Below are 14,683 nucleotides of genomic sequence, written 5' to 3' on the forward strand. Positions count from 1 at the left end.
CGGCGGACGTTCCGAGGGGCCGGTGCTCACCTGCGGTGACGTGCCGGCCCCTGTGTCTGTGCGGGGTCGGCTCAGTCGCTCGGTGCCCAGTAGTCGAGCAGGGTGGCCACGCCCGGTTCCAGGGTCTTCCAGGGGCCGGGGAAGGACAGCACGGCGAAGGCGGCGGCCGGGAAGCCCCGGCGGGACATCCGCTGCCTGGCCTCCGCCTCCGAGGAGGCGGCCAGCACCTCGGCGAGACCGTGCACGCCGGGGTTGTGGCCGATCAGGAGGACGTTCTGGGCGTCGTCGGGGGTTTCGTTGAGCAGGGCGATCAGCTCGCCGGGCGAGGCCTCGTAGATCCGCTCCTCGTAGACCGTCTTCGGGCGGTGCGAGAACTCGTGGACGGCGAGCTTCCAGGTCTCTCGGGTGCGGGTCGCGGTGGAGCAGAGGGCCAGGTCGAAGGGGATACCGGTGTCGGCCAGCCTGCGTCCGGCTTCGGCGGCGTCCTTGCGGCCCCGTTCGGCAAGCGGCCGCTCGTGGTCGTTCACCTGTGGCCAGTCGGCCTTCGCATGCCGGAAGAGGACGATCCTGCGGGGTTCTGCGACGCTCATGACTCCCAGCTTCGCATGAAACAGGCCACGTGGCGCAGGGAGTTGACGGGCGGCCGCGGTCGCGCTCAGCGGGTGAGCAGCTGCTGGGCGCGCTCCAGGAGCCGGGCTATGGCGGGGTCGCCGGCCGCCGCGTGGGCGTCGGACGGGTGGAGGATCAGCGTGAGCAGCGCGGCGAAGGCGAGCACCGGCAGGGCGAGGGCCCACCAGGGCAGCCGCGCGTCGGCGCCGCGCGACGTCACCGGGCGGGGGCGGGGCTGGGTGCGGGCCTGCATGGTGCCTCCGTGGATCCGTGCGGACTGGGCGTGGTCCGCCTCCAGCGGCCACACCAACGACGCTACGGAATCGTGAGCCGCAGCCCCATCCGGTGATCCACCCACTTCACCCTGAGCCTCACCCCCTAGGGGACAGGGGGGACAGCCCTACCAAGCGGCGTCAGGGCGCGGCGATCGACGCGATGACGGCGATGATCACGAAGATGGCGAAGAACGAGCCGAAGACGAGCAGCATCTTCTTCTGGCCGTTCTGGGGGTTCGGCTCGAGCACTGGCATACGGCAAGTGTCGCACCCGCCGCGGCGCCCGGCCCGGCCGGGGTCCGTGCCACATCCGCCCGGCCAGGGCAGTCAGACCCGCCCGGCCGGGGTGCGTGCCACGTGCCGTCCCATGCCGCCGGGTTCGCTCAGCGGGCGGCCGCCTCCTCTTCCACCGTGCGGTCCCGGCCGGCCAGCCAGCCCACGGCCATCTGCGGGATCATCAGGGCGACCATCAGCGCGATGGGCAGCCCCCAGCCGCCGCTGTGCTGGTAGAGCACGCCCACCAGGAGCGGGCCGGGGATGGAGAGCAGATAGCCGGTGCTCTGCGCGAACGCGGACAGCTGGGCCACCCCCGCACCGGACCGCGCGCGCATCCCGACCATGGTCAGGGCGAGCGGAAAGGCGCAGTTGGACACACCCAGCAGCAGGGCCCAGGCCCAGGCGCCGGCGGCCGGGGCGAAGTACAGGCCGGCGTATCCGGCCAGGCCGCAGACGCCGAGCGCGAGCACGATGGGCCCCTGCTGGGGCAGCCGGGTGGCCAGGCGCGGGATGACGAAGGCCAGCGGCACGCCCATCACCATGGTGACGGCGAGCAGCAGACCGGCCGTACCGGCGGCGACACCCGCGTCGCGGAAGATCTGGGCCATCCAGCCCATCGTGATGTAGGCGGCGGTCGCCTGGAGTCCGAAGAACACGGCGAGCGCCCATGCGGTACGGCTGCGGGTGATGCGCAGCGCGGGCACCTGCGCCTGGCCCCGGGCGCTGCCCGCCGCGTCCGTCCGCGCGGCGCCCGGTGAGGCCTCCCGGTCCCCGCCCGGAGTGGTCCCCCGGTCCCGGAGCACCGGCAGCCACGGCAGTACGGCCGCCGCCGCGAGCGCGGCCCACACGGCGAGCCCGGACCGCCAGTCGCCGCCCAGCGCGTCGGTGACCGGAACGGTCACGGCGGCGGCGGTGGAGGTGCCGAGGGCGAGCGCCATCGAGTACGCGCCGGTCATGGAACCGACCCGGTCGGGGAACCAGCGCTTGACGATGACCGGCATGAGGACGTTGCTGACCGCTATGCCCATCAGCGCGAGCGCGCTGGCGGCCAGGAAGCCGGGCGTGCCGCCGGTGTACGGCCGGATGGCCAGACCCGCGGCGATGGCCGCCATGCCGGCGCACACCACCGCGGCGGGGCCGAAGCGGCGGGCCAGGCGGGGCGCCATGACACCGAAGACGGCGAAGCAGAGCGGCGGCACGGAGGTGAGCAGGCCGGCGACGCTGCCGCTCATGCCGAGGCCGTCGCGGACCTCCTCCAGCAGCGCGCCGAGGCTGGTGATGGCGGGGCGGAGGTTGAGGGCGGACAGCATGATGCCGAGGACGACCAGGCGTGTGGTCCACGCGCGCGTGGTGCTCCTGCGCGCCGGCTCCCCCGCACCGCTGGCCGGGCCGCGCGCGTCGGCCGGGCCGGACCCCGCGCCGGTCCCCTCGGCCGCGCCGGCCCCCGCACCGGTCCCGGCGCCGCGCGGCGCCGGCTCGCGTACATCCGAGTGGTTCCTCGTCTCGATTTCCTCGCTTGCCATGCCGCCCATCATAGAATCATGGGATGATTGGTTGTCTATTTGCCGGGCGCCCGCTGCCGCCCGTCCCGTGCGAAGGTGTGCCATGCCCTTGAGCCACCCCCGTCGTTCGGCGCTGTCCGAGCAGGTCATCGCCGAGCTGCGCCACCAGATCACCTCGGGCGAGTGGCCGGTCGGCTCCCGGATCCCGACCGAGCCGGAGCTGGTGGAACAGCTCGGCGTCGCCCGTAACACGGTCCGTGAGGCGGTCCGCGCGCTCGCGCACAACGGCCTGCTGGACATCCGCCAGGGCTCCGGCACCTACGTCGTGGCCACCAGCGAGCTGGCCGGCGTGATGCACCGCCGTTTCGCGGACGCGGACCCCCGGCACGTGGCGGAGCTGCGGTCCGCGCTGGAGTCGGCCGCCGCGAAGCTGGCCGCCGAGCGGCGCACCGAGAAGGACCTGAAGCAGCTGGACGCGCTGCTGGAGCGGCGCGAGGAGGCCTGGGCGGCGGGCGACAAGGAACGGTTCGTGACCGCGGACGCCACCTTCCACCTGGCGGTGGTGTCCGCCTCCCACAACGACGTCATGACGGCGATGTACGCGGATCTCGGCGAGGTCCTGCGGCACTGGCTGCGCGAGGACGTGGGCGAGACCCTGTCGCCCGAGACCCACATGGACCACGGGCGGCTGGTGGACGCCATCCGCGCGGGCGACGCGCAGACCGCGGCGGTGGAGGCGGCGGGCTATCCGTTCCAGTGCCGGTTCAGCTCCCCAGGTTCTGGTGGCTGACCCACACCGCGCGGACCTCCTTCCAGCACCGGCCGGTCAGCCGTACGGTCATCGCGGGCCCGGCGTCGACCGGGGCGCTGTCGGTGTCCAGGTCCCACCAGCGGTCGCACTCGATGTGCAGCCGCACGCGGTCGGTCTCGACATAGGGGTTGTGGCAGTGGGCGGTCACCTCGGAGCCGCGCACGCGGGTGCGGCACTCGGCGCCGAACGGCTTCGGTGCCTGCGGCTCCCGTACCTCCACGCGCGCGTGGGGCATCGCTTCGTACGACAGGGACAGCACCAGGGCTACGGCTACGGTCACTGAGGCCAGGCTGCGGAACAGGCGCACAAGGGGACCTCCTCGGCCGTGCTGGGGAGGGACGCGCGAGGTGGACGTGTCATCCAGGGTGCCCAGTCGTCCCCCGGCTCCGCCCGGCCGGATAGGCCGAACGGGGGACACGGAAAAGGCCCGCACCACACAGGTGCGGGCCTTTCGGCCGGTGGACCGGCGACGATCAGGGGCTACGTGCGAGCCCTCGCGGACTCACGCGCCGATCGCGTGCAGGCCGCCGTCGACGTGGATGATCTCGCCCGTGGTCTTCGGGAACCAGTCGCTCAGCAGGGCGACGACGCCGCGGCCGGCCGGCTCGGGGTCCTTCAGGTCCCACTCGAGCGGGGAGCGGCTGTCCCACACGGTGGCCAGCTCGCCGAAGCCCGGGATGGACTTGGCGGCCATGGAGCCGAGCGGACCGGCCGAGATCAGGTTGCAGCGGATGTTCTGCTTGCCCAGGTCACGCGCCATGTAGCGGTTGGTCGCCTCCAGGGCGGCCTTGGCCGGGCCCATCCAGTCGTACTGCGGCCAGGCGAACTGCGCGTCGAAGGTGAGGCCGACGACCGAGCCGCCGTTCTGCATCAGCGGCAGGCAGGCCATGGTCAGCGACTTCAGGGAGAACGCCGAGACGTGCATGGCCGTGGCGACCGACTCGAACGGCGTGTTGAGGAAGTTGCCGCCGAGGGCGTCCTGCGGGGCGAAGCCGATGGAGTGGACGACACCGTCGAGGCCGCCGAGCTCCTCCCCGACGACGTCGGCCAGCCGCCCCAGGTGCTCGTCGTTGGTGACGTCCAGCTCGATGACCTTGGTGGGCTTCGGGAGCTTCTTGGCGATGCGCTCGGTCAGCGTGGGCCGCGGGAACGCGGTCAGGATGATCTCGGCGCCCTGCTCCTGGGCCAGCTTGGCGGTGTGGAAGGCGATGGAGGCCTCCGTCAGCACGCCGGTGATCAGGACGCGCTTGCCCTCGAGAATTCCGCTCATGGTGATCAGTGACCCATTCCCAGTCCGCCGTCAACGGGGATGACGGCTCCAGTGATGTACGAGGCGTCGTCCGAGGCGAGGAACCGCACCGCTGCGGCGACCTCCTCCGGCTGCGCGTACCGGCCGAGCGGGACCTGCGACACGATGTTCGCGCGCTGCTCGTCGGTGAGCACCTTGGTCATGTCGGTGTCGACGAAGCCGGGCGCGACGACGTTGAAGGTGATGTTGCGCGAGCCCAGCTCTCGGGCCAGGGAGCGCGCGAAGCCGACGAGGGCGGCCTTGGAGGCGGCGTAGTTCGCCTGACCCGCGGAACCGAGCAGTCCGACGACCGAGGAGATCAGCACGACGCGGCCCTTCTTGGCGCGCAGCATGCCGCGGTTGGCGCGCTTGACCACGCGGAAGGTGCCGGTGAGGTTGGTGTCGACGACCGAGGTGAAGTCCTCCTCGGTCATCCGCATCAGCAGCTGGTCCTTGGTGACACCGGCGTTGGCGACCAGTACCTCGACCGGGCCGTGCTGGGCCTCGATCTCCTTGTAGGCCTGCTCCACCTGCTCGGGGTCGGTGATGTCGCACTTCACGGCGAGGAAACCGGCCGGCGGCTCCCCCGAGCGGTACGTGATCGCGACCTTGTCGCCGGCGTCGGCGAACGCGCGGGCGATGGCGAGGCCGATGCCCCGGTTGCCTCCGGTGACGAGAACCGAGCGGCTCAACGGATCACCCTTTCGATAGCGGTCAGATTCCCCGCCCGGGCACCTGGACGACAGGCGGCGATGACAGGCGGCTTCACCGAAAACCTATCGGTCGACTCCACGCGTCGGACATTCGGGCACCGACAGTGGCGCGGGGGGCGGCACTGTCGAATCCCTACAGAAAGCTCCGGACACCGGACGCAAACCTGTGGTCCGGGCCCCCGCGGGCGCGACATGATCGGAGCCGACAGGCGACGACAGCAGGGAGACCTCGGGTGCCTCATACCATCGACGAAGCCTTCACGGCGCTTCCGCTACGCGCCCTCGCAGACGCCGCTCTCGCACGTGCGCGGGCGTTGGGGGCGGAGCACGCGGACTTCCGGTTCGAGCGGGTGCGCAGCGCGTCCTGGCGGCTGCGGGACGGCAAGCCGTCCGGGTCCTCGGACACCACCGACCTGGGCTACGCGGTGCGGGTGGTGCACGGCGGGACGTGGGGGTTCGCGTCCGGCGTGGACCTGACCATGGACGCCGCGGCCAAGGTGGCGAGCCAGGCCGTGGCGATGGCGAAGCTCTCGGCGCAGGTGATCAGGGCCGCCGGCAGCGACGAGCGCGTCGAGCTGGCCGACGAGCCGGTGCACGCGGACAAGACGTGGATCTCGTCGTACGAGATCGACCCCTTCACCGTGCCCGACGAGGAGAAGGCGGGGCTGCTGGCGGAGTGGAGCCGGCGGCTGCTCGCGGCCGACGGGGTGGACCACGTGGACGCCTCGCTGCTCACCGTGCACGAGAACAAGTTCTACGCCGACACGGCCGGAACGGTGACGACCCAGCAGCGGGTGCGGCTGCATCCGCAGCTCACCGCGGTGGCGGTGGACGACTCCAGCGGCGAGTTCGACTCCATGCGCACCCTCGCGCCGCCGGTCGGCCGCGGCTGGGAGTACCTGACCGGCACCGGCTGGGACTGGGACAGGGAGCTGGCCGAGATCCCGGAGCTGCTCGCGCAGAAGATGCGCGCGCCGAGCGTGGAGCCGGGACTGTACGACCTCGTCGTGGACCCGTCCAACCTGTGGCTGACGATCCACGAGTCCATCGGGCACGCCACCGAGCTGGACCGGGCGCTCGGCTACGAGGCGGCGTACGCCGGGACCTCGTTCGCCACGTTCGACCAGCTCGGCACGTTGCGGTACGGCTCGGAGCTGATGAACGTCACAGGTGACCGCACCGCCGAGCACGGCCTCGCGACCATCGGGTACGACGACGAGGGCGTCGAGGCGCAGTCCTGGGACCTGGTGAAGGAGGGCACGCTCGTCGGGTACCAGCTGGACCGCAGGATCGCGAGGCTGACCGGGCTCGGGCGGTCCAACGGCTGCGCCTTCGCCGACTCGCCCTCCCACGTGCCGGTGCAGCGGATGGCCAACGTGTCGCTGCGACCGGATCCCGCGGGGATGTCGACCGAGGACCTGATCGGCGGCGTCGACCGCGGCATCTACGTCGTCGGGGACCGCTCCTGGTCCATCGACATGCAGCGCTACAACTTCCAGTTCACCGGCCAGCGCTTCTTCAAGATCGAGAACGGGCGGATCACCGGGCAGCTGCGGGACGTCGCCTACCAGGCGACGACCACCGACTTCTGGGGGTCGATGGCCGCGGTCGGCGGCCCGCAGACCTATGTCCTGGGCGGCGCCTTCAACTGCGGCAAGGCCCAGCCGGGCCAGGTCGCCGCCGTCTCCCACGGTTGCCCGTCCGCCCTGTTCCGGGGCGTCAACATTCTGAACACCACCCAGGAGGCCGGCCGATGAGCGCCCCGGTGAACAAGCCGCACGAGATCGTCGAGCGGGCTCTGGAGCTGTCCCGCGCGGACGGCTGTGTCGTGATCGCGGACGAGCGGTCCACCGCCAACCTGCGCTGGGCGGGCAACGCGCTGACCACGAACGGTGTCACGCGTGGGCGCACCCTCACGGTGATCGCGACCGTCGACGGCAAGGAGGGCACGGCCTCCGGCGTGGTGTCCCGGTCCGCGGTGACCGCGGACGAGCTGGAGCCGCTGGTGCGGGCCGCGGAGGCCGCCGCCCGCGGTGCCGCGCCCGCCGAGGACGCCCGTCCCCTCGTCACGGACGTGCCCGCCTCCCCCGGCTTCACGGACGCCCCCGCGGAGACCTCCTCGGCCGTGTTCGCGGACTTCGCGCCGGCACTCGGCGAGGCCTTCGCCCGCGCGCGGGCGGGCGGCCGGGAGCTGTACGGCTTCGCCAACCACGAGCTGACCAGCAGCTACCTCGGTACGTCCACGGGGCTGCGGCTGCGCCACGACCAGCCCAACGGGACGCTGGAGCTGAACGCCAAGTCCCCGGACCGCACCCGCTCCGCGTGGGCCGGGCGCTCCACCCGGGACTTCACGGACGTCGACCCGGCGGCGCTCGACGCGGAGCTGGCCGTACGCCTCGGCTGGGCCGAGCGCCGGATCGAGCTGCCCGCGGGCCGCTACGAGACGCTGCTGCCGCCGACCGCGGTCGCCGACCTGCTGATCTACCAGATGTGGTCGGCGTCGGGCCGGGACGCCGCCGAGGGCCGGACGGTGTTCTCCCAGCCGGGCGGCGGCACCCGGCTCGGCGAGAAGCTGAGCGAGCTGCCGCTCACCCTGCGCAGCGACCCGCACGAGCCGGGCCTGGAGGCCGCGCCGTTCGTGCTGGCGCACTCCTCCGGCGGCGATTCCTCGGTGTTCGACAACGGGCTGCCGCTCACCGCCACCGAGTGGATCGCGCGGGGCGAGCTGAAGCACCTGATCACCAGCCGGCACAGCGCGGAACTGACCGGGCTGCCGGTGTCGCCGGGCATCGACAACCTGATCCTGGACGGCGGCGACGACCGCTCCCTGGACGAGATGGTGGCGAGCACCGAGCGCGGGCTGCTGCTGACCTGCCTGTGGTACATCCGCGAGGTCGACCCGGCGACGCTGCTGCTCACCGGCCTGACCCGGGACGGGGTGTACCTGGTGGAGAACGGCGAGGTGACCGGCGAGGTGAACAACTTCCGGTTCAACGAGTCGCCGGTCGGCCTGCTCGGGCGGGCCACGGAGGCCGGGCGTACGGAGAAGACGCTGCCGAGGGAGTGGAGCGACTGGTTCACCCGGGCCGCCATGCCGCCGCTGCGGGTGCCCGACTTCAACATGAGCTCCGTCAGCCGGGGCGTCTGAGCAGGCGGCCCCCTGGCTGTCGGTGGCCCCCCATAGACTGGGGCGAGCCCTTTTCACCGTTCAAGGAGACATACGACCGTGACGGACATCGTCGACGAGCTGAAGTGGCGCGGGCTGTTCGCCCAGTCCACTGACGAGGACGCTTTGCGCAAGGCGCTCGCGGACGGTCCCGTCACGTTCTATTGCGGTTTCGACCCGACCGCGCCGTCCCTGCACGTGGGCCATCTGGTGCAGGTGCTCACCGTGCGCCGGCTCCAGCAGGCCGGGCACCGGCCGCTGGCGCTGGTGGGCGGCGCGACGGGTCTGATCGGCGACCCGCGCCCGACCGCCGAGCGCACCCTGAACGACCCGGAGACGGTCGCCGGCTGGGTCGGCAAGCTCCGCGCCCAGATCGAGCCGTTCCTGTCCTTCGAGGGCGAGAACGCGGCCGTGATGGTCAACAACCTCGACTGGACCGCGGGCCTGTCCGCGATCGAGTTCCTGCGCGACATCGGCAAGCACTTCCGCGTCAACAAGATGCTGACGAAGGACTCGGTCGCCCGGCGGCTGGAGTCCTCCGAGGGCATCAGCTACACGGAGTTCAGCTACCAGATCCTCCAGGGCATGGACTTCCTCCAGCTCTACCGGCGCTACGGCTGCACGCTCCAGCAGGGCGGCAGCGACCAGTGGGGCAACCTCACGGCCGGTCTGGACCTGATCCACAAGCTGGAGCCGGGCGCCGAGGTGCACGCGCTGGCGACCCCTCTGATGACGAAGGCGGACGGCACCAAGTTCGGCAAGACCGAGGGCGGCGCCGTCTGGCTCGACCCGGAGATGACCACGCCGTACGCGTTCTACCAGTTCTGGCTGAACGTGGACGACCGCGACATCTCCCGGTACATGCGGATCCTCTCCTTCAAGTCCCGCGAGGAGCTGGAGGAGCTGGAGCGGCAGACCGAGGAGCGGCCGCAGGCCCGGGCCGCGCAGCGCGCGCTCGCCGAGGAGCTGACCACGCTGGTGCACGGCGCCGACCAGACGGCCGCCGTGATCGCCGCGTCGAAGGCCCTCTTCGGCCAGGGTGAGCTGACCGACCTGGACGAGCGGACGCTGGCCGCGGCGCTGTCCGAGGTGCCGCACATCCGGGTCGCCGAGCTGGGTCCGGTCGTCGACCTGTTCGCCGAGGTCGGTCTGGTGGCCAGCAAGTCGGCCGCGCGGCGGACCGTGAAGGAGGGCGGCGCCTACGTGAACAACGTGAAGGTCGCCTCGGAGGACGCCGTCCCGGCCGCCGAGGACCTGCTGCACGGGCGGTGGCTCGTGCTGCGGCGCGGCAAGAAGAACCTGGCCGCCGTGGAGGTCGCCCCGGCGTGAGCACCGCCGCGCGGTGAATGCTCCGGCGTGAGCACCGCAGGGGTGCGGGTGAGCTGCCGGCCGCGGCTTTCGTCGTGGCCTGTCGCGCAGTTGCCCGCGCCCCTGGGCGCGCGCCTCTCGCTACACCCGGTGCCTGCGCTTGCCCAGCGTCGCCATGTACAGCATGTCGCCCACGGCCACGATGATGATGGCGGCCACGAGCTGGAAGGCGTGCCGGCTCCAGTCGATGCCGGGCGTCTCCTCCACACCGAAGCCCCGCGCTATGGCGTTGCCGGCGATCGCGCCGAGCATGCCGAAAATGGTGACCAGCCAGATGGGACTGTGCTGTTTGCCCGGAATGATCGCCTTCGCGATCAGGCCCAGCACCAATCCCACGATGATCGCCCACAACCAGCCCATGGTTGCCTCCTCGTCCGGCTCGACGTGAGCAGTACGCCCAGTTTCGGCCCGTACGCCGTACGGCGCATGTCGGGCGCGGCCGTACGCGTCACCGGCCGGGCCCTGCGCGTCACCGGCCGGGCCCTGCGCGGGACCGGTGGGGGCCTGCGCATCACCGGCCGGGCCCTGCGCGGGACCGGTGGGGCCGTTCGCGCAGGCGAGGGGGCGCCCCGGTCTCGTGGGCGGCGCGGGCGCGGCGTACCGTGGAGGTGTCCCGGCCGGTGTCCGACCGGTGCGGCGGACGTCGGGACGGGCCTGGGAGAGTCCGATGCGGGCGGATGGTGGAATGTGATGCGGAAGCTGAGGGACGGCGGGAACGCCCAGGTGTTCCGGATCACCGGAGCCCGGCAGGGCCTCCAGGACGACGTCCGCGGGCGGCAGCGCCGGTACGTCATCTCGATGAGCGTCCGGACGGTCTCGGTGATCCTGGCCGCGGTGCTCTGGAACGTGGAACGGCACGTCGCGATCGTGGCGCTGGTGCTCGGCGCGGTGCTGCCCTACATCGCCGTGGTGATCGCGAACGCGGGGCGGGAGAACGCGCCGTCGCTGCCCTCCACGTTCGTGGCCGTGCCGCCGAGGACGATGATCGAGCCGCCCCGAGCGGAATCCCCGGGGGACGGCACGGCGAACGATCCGGGTCCGGAGGCACGGAACTGAGCCTCGGGACGGGCCCCGTGCCAAGCTCAGGAAAAGCTCAGATCAATCTGTTGTTCCGGTGCCCGGCAACCGGTTACGCGTGACATACTGCGTACGCGCTCCGCATCCCCCGTCGGAGCGATGGACCGACGCCGGGCAGCTCCCCCCGTGGCTGCTCGGCGTCGTTTTTTCTGTGCGGCTGTGAGACGAAGCGTGAGTGACGAGAACTCCCCCATCTGTTCCGCCAAGGGCTGCCGGGCCGCCGCCGTGTGGGTGCTGGCCTGGAACAACCCGAAGATCCATACGCCGGAGCGGCGCAAGACCTGGCTCGCGTGCGAGGAGCATCGCGAGCATCTGTCGCAGTTCCTGGGCGTCAGGGGGTTCCTCAAGGACGTCGTACCGCTGGCGGAGTGGGAACAGGAGCAGCCGGGCTGACGCGCCGTTCCCGCCCCGCGGGCCGGCCGGGTGCTCCGCTAGCCGCCGATCGCGGACATCGGCCGGTCCGGCTGGACGAACGTGGGGTCGTCCAGGCCCGCGCCGGCCTTCTTGCCCCACATGGCCAGGCGCCAGATGCGGGCGATCTCCTCGTCGGGGGCGCCGGAGCGCAGCGCGGCCCTGAGGTCGGTCTCCTCGGTGGCGAAGAGGCAGGTGCGGACCTGGCCGTCGGCGGTGAGGCGGGTGCGGTCGCAGGCGGAGCAGAACGGGCGGGTCACGGAGGCGATGACCCCGACGCGGTGCGGTCCGCCGTCGACCAGCCAGCGCTCGGCCGGTGCCGAGCCGCGGGCCTCGTCGCCCTCGGCGGTCAGCTCGAAGCGGGTGCGCAGGGAGGCCAGGATGTCGCCTGCGGTGATCATGCCGTCGCGCTTCCAGCCGTGCTGGGCGTCCAGGGGCATCTGCTCGATGAACCGCAGTTCGTAGTCGTGCTCGACGGCCCAGGCCAGGAGGTCGGGGGCCTCGTCGTCGTTGAGGCCCGGCATGAGGACCGAGTTGACCTTGACGGGGGTGAGGCCGGCCTCGCGGGCGGCGTGCAGGCCTTCGAGGACGTCCTTGTGGCGGTCGCGGCGGGTGAGGGCCTTGAAGACGTCGGGGCGCAGGGTGTCCAGCGAGACGTTGACCCGGTCCAGGCCGGCGGCCTTCAGGGCGGCGGCGGTGCGCCTCAGGCCGATGCCGTTGGTGGTCAGCGACATCTGGGGGCGCGGGGCGAGGGCGGCGACCCGCTCGACGATGCCGACGAGACCCGGGCGCAGCAGGGGCTCGCCACCGGTGAAGCGGACCTCCCTGATGCCGAGGGAGGTGACGGCGATGCCGATGAGGCGGACGATCTCGTCGTCCGTGAGCAGGTCCGGTTTGGCCAGCCACTGCAGGCCCTCCTCGGGCATGCAGTAGGTGCAGCGCAGGTTGCACCGGTCGGTCAGCGAGACGCGCAGGTCGGTGGCCACCCGGCCGTAGGTGTCGATGAGCACGAGGCCCCCTCCCGTCGCGGATCGGTCGTCCCGGTCGTCTGTCCTCAGGTGCGAGCCTACGTGACCCCACTGACAGTGACACCAGCCCGATCCCACGACGTAAGACGCGGCCGGGTCGTAGGTACCTACCAGGAACCCACGGCCCGGCCGCTCGGAGGATCGGCTCAGTGCGCTCCGGTGCCGGTCAGCGACCGCACCTCCAGTTCGGCGTACTTGCCCTTGTCGGGCTCCTCCTTGGACAGGACCGTGCCGAGCCAGCCCATCAGGAAGCCGAACGGGATGGAGATGATGCCGGGGTTCTTCAGCGGGAACCAGGCGAAGTCGACGTCGGGGAACATCGCCTTCGGGTCGCCGGAGACGACGGGCGAGAACAGCACCAGGCCGACGGCGACGATCAGACCCCCGTAGATCGACCACAGGGCGCCCTGGGTGGTGAACCGCTTCCAGAACAGGCTGTAGAGGATCGTCGGCAGGTTGGCGGAGGCGGCGACCGCGAAGGCGAGGGCGACCAGGCCGGCGACGTTCAGGTCGCGGGCGAGGGCGCCCAGCAGGATGGAGACGGCGCCGATGCCGATGGTGGCGAGGCGGGCCGCCCGGACCTCCTCCTTCTCGGTGGCCTGCCCCTTCCGGATGACGTTCGCGTAGATGTCGTGGGCGAACGACGAGGACGAGGCGAGCGTCAGGCCCGCGACCACGGCGAGGATCGTCGCGAAGGCCACCGCCGAGATCGTGGCGAGCAGGATCGCGCCCCACGCGGAGTCGACGCCGCCCAGGTGCAGGGCGAGCAGCGGCGCGGCGGTGTTCCCGGACGGGTTGGACGCGATGATCTCCTCCTGGGAGATCAGCGCGGCGGCGCCGAAGCCGAGCGCGATGGTCATCAGGTAGAAGGCGCCGATGATGCCGATCGCCCAGTTCACCGACTTACGGGCGGCCTTGGCGTTGGGCACGGTGTAGAAGCGGATCAGGATGTGCGGCAGGCCGGCGGTGCCGAGGACCAGGGCGATGCCGAGGGAGATGAAGTCCAGCTTGGAGGTGCCGGTGGCGCCGTACTGCAGGCCGGGCTCCAGGAAGGCGGCGCCCTTGCCGCTGTTCTCTGCGGCCTTGCCGAGCAGGTCGGAGATGTTGAAGTCGAACTTCAGCAGCACCAGGAAGGTGATCAGGACGGTGCCGCCGATGAGGAGCACGGCCTTGACCATCTGGACCCAGGTGGTGCCCTTCATGCCGCCGATGGAGACGTAGACGATCATCAGGACGCCGACCAGGGCGACGATGAGGATCTTGCCGGCGTCGGAGGTGATGCCGAGCAGCAGCGAGACGAGGACGCCGGCGCCGGCCATCTGGGCCAGCAGGTAGAAGATCGACACGACGATCGTGGAGGTGCCGGCGGCGGTGCGCACCGGGCGCTGGCGCATGCGGTACGCGAGGACGTCGCCCATGGTGTAGCGGCCGGAGTTGCGCAGCGGCTCGGCGACCAGGAGCAGCGCGACCAGCCAGGCGACGAGGAAGCCGATGGAGTACAGGAAGCCGTCGTACCCGAAGAGGGCGATGGCGCCCGCGATGCCGAGGAAGGACGCGGCGGACATGTAGTCGCCGGAGACGGCGAGGCCGTTCTGGAAGGCGCTGAAGGAGCGTCCGCCCGCGTAGAAGTCGGCGGCGTCCTTCGTCTGGCGGCCGGCCCAGACGGTGATGAACAGGGTCGCGACCACGAAGACCGCGAACAGGGTGATGATCAGCGGCCGGTGCTCGCTGGCCTCGTTGGCCGCGAGGGTCATGGCGGGGCTCATGCGCCGCCCTCCATCCGGGTCTTGATGGCCTCGGCCTTGGGGTCGAGCTTCGCGGCGGCGTGCCGCGCGTACCACCAGGCGATGAGGAACGTGGTGACGAACTGGGCGATACCGAAGACGAGGGCGACGTTGATGTTGCCGAACAGCCTGGTGCCCATGAAGCCGCCCGCGTAGTTGGAGAGCAGGACGTACAGCAGGTACCAGGCGATGAAGGCGACGGTCAGCGGAAAGGCGAAGGAGCGGTAGGAGCGGCGCAGTTCACCGAACTCGGCGCTCTCCTGCACCCGGGCGAACTCCTCGGTGGACGGGAGCCGGTGTTCGGTCTTCGAAGGGGGCGGTGAGTCGGTGGCCACGGAGTCTCCTCGCGGTGCGGGTGGTGACAAGGGTGATCGG

The 14,683-nt window shown here is 71.5% G+C and carries 17 protein-coding genes; 6 read left to right on the top strand and 11 right to left on the bottom strand.

What is annotated here, in order from left to right; genetic code table 11:
* Window positions 1-71 precede the first annotated feature (71 nt).
* The 4 genes from G7Z13_RS07485 to G7Z13_RS07495 form a co-directional block, all read right to left on the bottom strand.
* Window positions 72-590, bottom strand: coding sequence for a histidine phosphatase family protein (locus tag G7Z13_RS07485; RefSeq protein ID WP_165997204.1), 519 nt, complete (start codon window positions 588-590; stop codon window positions 72-74).
* A gap of 65 nt (window positions 591-655) precedes the next feature.
* A complete protein-coding gene (locus tag G7Z13_RS07490; protein ID WP_165997205.1) occupies window positions 656-862 on the bottom strand; it encodes a hypothetical protein in 207 nt (68 codons plus the stop codon).
* Window positions 863-1,022: 160 nt separating this feature from the next.
* The gene (locus G7Z13_RS34060; protein ID WP_277347393.1) at window positions 1,023-1,139 is read right to left on the bottom strand and encodes an SGM_5486 family transporter-associated protein; all 117 of its coding nucleotides are present in this window, start codon (window positions 1,137-1,139) and stop codon (window positions 1,023-1,025) included.
* 128 nt (window positions 1,140-1,267) lie between these two features.
* Window positions 1,268-2,683 carry an MFS transporter gene (locus G7Z13_RS07495; protein ID WP_165997206.1) on the bottom strand — a complete coding sequence of 472 codons (1,416 nt, stop codon included), beginning with the start codon at window positions 2,681-2,683 and terminating at the stop codon, window positions 1,268-1,270.
* 82 nt (window positions 2,684-2,765) lie between these two features.
* On the opposite strand from G7Z13_RS07495, the gene G7Z13_RS07500 reads away from it, so the two are divergent.
* Window positions 2,766-3,452, top strand: coding sequence for a FadR/GntR family transcriptional regulator (locus G7Z13_RS07500; RefSeq protein WP_165997208.1), 687 nt, complete (start codon window positions 2,766-2,768; stop codon window positions 3,450-3,452).
* Here the strand turns inward: G7Z13_RS07500 and G7Z13_RS07505 are convergent.
* The 3 genes from G7Z13_RS07505 to fabG form a co-directional block, all read right to left on the bottom strand.
* Window positions 3,427-3,780, bottom strand: a complete 354-nt coding sequence (locus G7Z13_RS07505) for a hypothetical protein (protein ID WP_165997209.1) — start codon at window positions 3,778-3,780, stop codon at window positions 3,427-3,429. The genes G7Z13_RS07500 and G7Z13_RS07505 overlap by 26 nt on opposite strands.
* A 195-nt stretch (window positions 3,781-3,975) precedes the next feature.
* Entirely contained in the window at window positions 3,976-4,743 is a 768-nt protein-coding gene (fabI, locus tag G7Z13_RS07510; RefSeq protein ID WP_165997210.1) for an enoyl-ACP reductase FabI, read from the bottom strand.
* Between the two features lie 5 nt (window positions 4,744-4,748).
* Window positions 4,749-5,453 carry a 3-oxoacyl-[acyl-carrier-protein] reductase gene (fabG, locus tag G7Z13_RS07515; protein ID WP_165997212.1) on the bottom strand — a complete coding sequence of 235 codons (705 nt, stop codon included), beginning with the start codon at window positions 5,451-5,453 and terminating at the stop codon, window positions 4,749-4,751.
* A 254-nt stretch (window positions 5,454-5,707) separates the two neighbouring features.
* Between fabG and G7Z13_RS07520 the strand changes: the two genes are divergently transcribed.
* The 3 genes from G7Z13_RS07520 (at window position 5,708) to tyrS (ending at window position 9,969) form a co-directional block, all read left to right on the top strand.
* Complete coding sequence (locus G7Z13_RS07520; RefSeq protein WP_165997213.1) at window positions 5,708-7,231, top strand: TldD/PmbA family protein; 1,524 nt, start codon at window positions 5,708-5,710, stop codon at window positions 7,229-7,231.
* Window positions 7,228-8,622, top strand: coding sequence for a metallopeptidase TldD-related protein (locus tag G7Z13_RS07525; RefSeq protein WP_165997215.1), 1,395 nt, complete (start codon window positions 7,228-7,230; stop codon window positions 8,620-8,622). Before G7Z13_RS07520 ends, G7Z13_RS07525 begins: the two co-directional genes overlap by 4 nt.
* A 78-nt stretch (window positions 8,623-8,700) precedes the next feature.
* Entirely contained in the window at window positions 8,701-9,969 is a 1,269-nt protein-coding gene (gene tyrS, locus G7Z13_RS07530) for a tyrosine--tRNA ligase (protein ID WP_165997216.1), read from the top strand.
* Between the two features lie 120 nt (window positions 9,970-10,089).
* Here tyrS and G7Z13_RS07535 read toward each other — a convergent pair whose 3' ends face one another.
* On the bottom strand, window positions 10,090-10,368 hold the full coding sequence (locus G7Z13_RS07535) for a GlsB/YeaQ/YmgE family stress response membrane protein (RefSeq protein ID WP_165997217.1): 279 nt from the start codon (window positions 10,366-10,368) through the stop codon (window positions 10,090-10,092).
* Window positions 10,369-10,698: 330 nt separating this feature from the next.
* Between G7Z13_RS07535 and G7Z13_RS07540 the strand changes: the two genes are divergently transcribed.
* Both G7Z13_RS07540 and G7Z13_RS07545 read left to right on the top strand, forming a co-directional pair.
* Window positions 10,699-11,064 (top strand): DUF3099 domain-containing protein, encoded by a 366-nt coding sequence (locus G7Z13_RS07540; protein ID WP_165997219.1) that lies wholly within the window; start codon window positions 10,699-10,701, stop codon window positions 11,062-11,064.
* A 192-nt stretch (window positions 11,065-11,256) separates the two neighbouring features.
* A complete protein-coding gene (locus tag G7Z13_RS07545) occupies window positions 11,257-11,478 on the top strand; it encodes a hypothetical protein (RefSeq protein ID WP_165997220.1) in 222 nt (73 codons plus the stop codon).
* Between the two features lie 38 nt (window positions 11,479-11,516).
* Here G7Z13_RS07545 and moaA read toward each other — a convergent pair whose 3' ends face one another.
* From moaA to G7Z13_RS07560, 3 genes are all read right to left on the bottom strand, one after another.
* Window positions 11,517-12,506 carry a GTP 3',8-cyclase MoaA gene (moaA, locus tag G7Z13_RS07550; RefSeq protein ID WP_165997221.1) on the bottom strand — a complete coding sequence of 330 codons (990 nt, stop codon included), beginning with the start codon at window positions 12,504-12,506 and terminating at the stop codon, window positions 11,517-11,519.
* Between the two features lie 164 nt (window positions 12,507-12,670).
* On the bottom strand, window positions 12,671-14,290 hold the full coding sequence (locus G7Z13_RS07555; RefSeq protein WP_165997223.1) for a cation acetate symporter: 1,620 nt from the start codon (window positions 14,288-14,290) through the stop codon (window positions 12,671-12,673).
* Window positions 14,287-14,643, bottom strand: coding sequence for a DUF485 domain-containing protein (locus tag G7Z13_RS07560; RefSeq protein WP_165997225.1), 357 nt, complete (start codon window positions 14,641-14,643; stop codon window positions 14,287-14,289). The genes G7Z13_RS07555 and G7Z13_RS07560 overlap by 4 nt, the downstream gene beginning before the upstream one ends.
* Window positions 14,644-14,683 lie beyond the last annotated feature (40 nt).

The organism is Streptomyces sp. JB150 (assembly GCF_011193355.1).
Taxonomy (GTDB): domain Bacteria; phylum Actinomycetota; class Actinomycetes; order Streptomycetales; family Streptomycetaceae; genus Streptomyces.

Bases quoted from the DNA above. Each gene is read 5' to 3' on its own strand.
- G7Z13_RS07500 (WP_165997208.1), top strand. From the start codon at position 2,766: ATGCCCTTGAGCCACCCCCGTCGTTCGGCGCTGTCCGAGCAGGTCATC.
- G7Z13_RS07485 (WP_165997204.1), bottom strand. From the start codon at position 590: ATGAGCGTCGCAGAACCCCGCAGGATCGTCCTCTTCCGGCATGCGAAG.
- G7Z13_RS07495 (WP_165997206.1), bottom strand. From the start codon at position 2,683: ATGGCAAGCGAGGAAATCGAGACGAGGAACCACTCGGATGTACGCGAG.
- G7Z13_RS07555 (WP_165997223.1), bottom strand. From the start codon at position 14,290: ATGAGCCCCGCCATGACCCTCGCGGCCAACGAGGCCAGCGAGCACCGG.
- G7Z13_RS07540 (WP_165997219.1), top strand. From the start codon at position 10,699: ATGCGGAAGCTGAGGGACGGCGGGAACGCCCAGGTGTTCCGGATCACC.
- fabI (WP_165997210.1), bottom strand. From the start codon at position 4,743: ATGAGCGGAATTCTCGAGGGCAAGCGCGTCCTGATCACCGGCGTGCTG.
- G7Z13_RS07535 (WP_165997217.1), bottom strand. From the start codon at position 10,368: ATGGGCTGGTTGTGGGCGATCATCGTGGGATTGGTGCTGGGCCTGATC.
- G7Z13_RS07525 (WP_165997215.1), top strand. From the start codon at position 7,228: ATGAGCGCCCCGGTGAACAAGCCGCACGAGATCGTCGAGCGGGCTCTG.
- G7Z13_RS07490 (WP_165997205.1), bottom strand. From the start codon at position 862: ATGCAGGCCCGCACCCAGCCCCGCCCCCGCCCGGTGACGTCGCGCGGC.
- G7Z13_RS34060 (WP_277347393.1), bottom strand. From the start codon at position 1,139: ATGCCAGTGCTCGAGCCGAACCCCCAGAACGGCCAGAAGAAGATGCTG.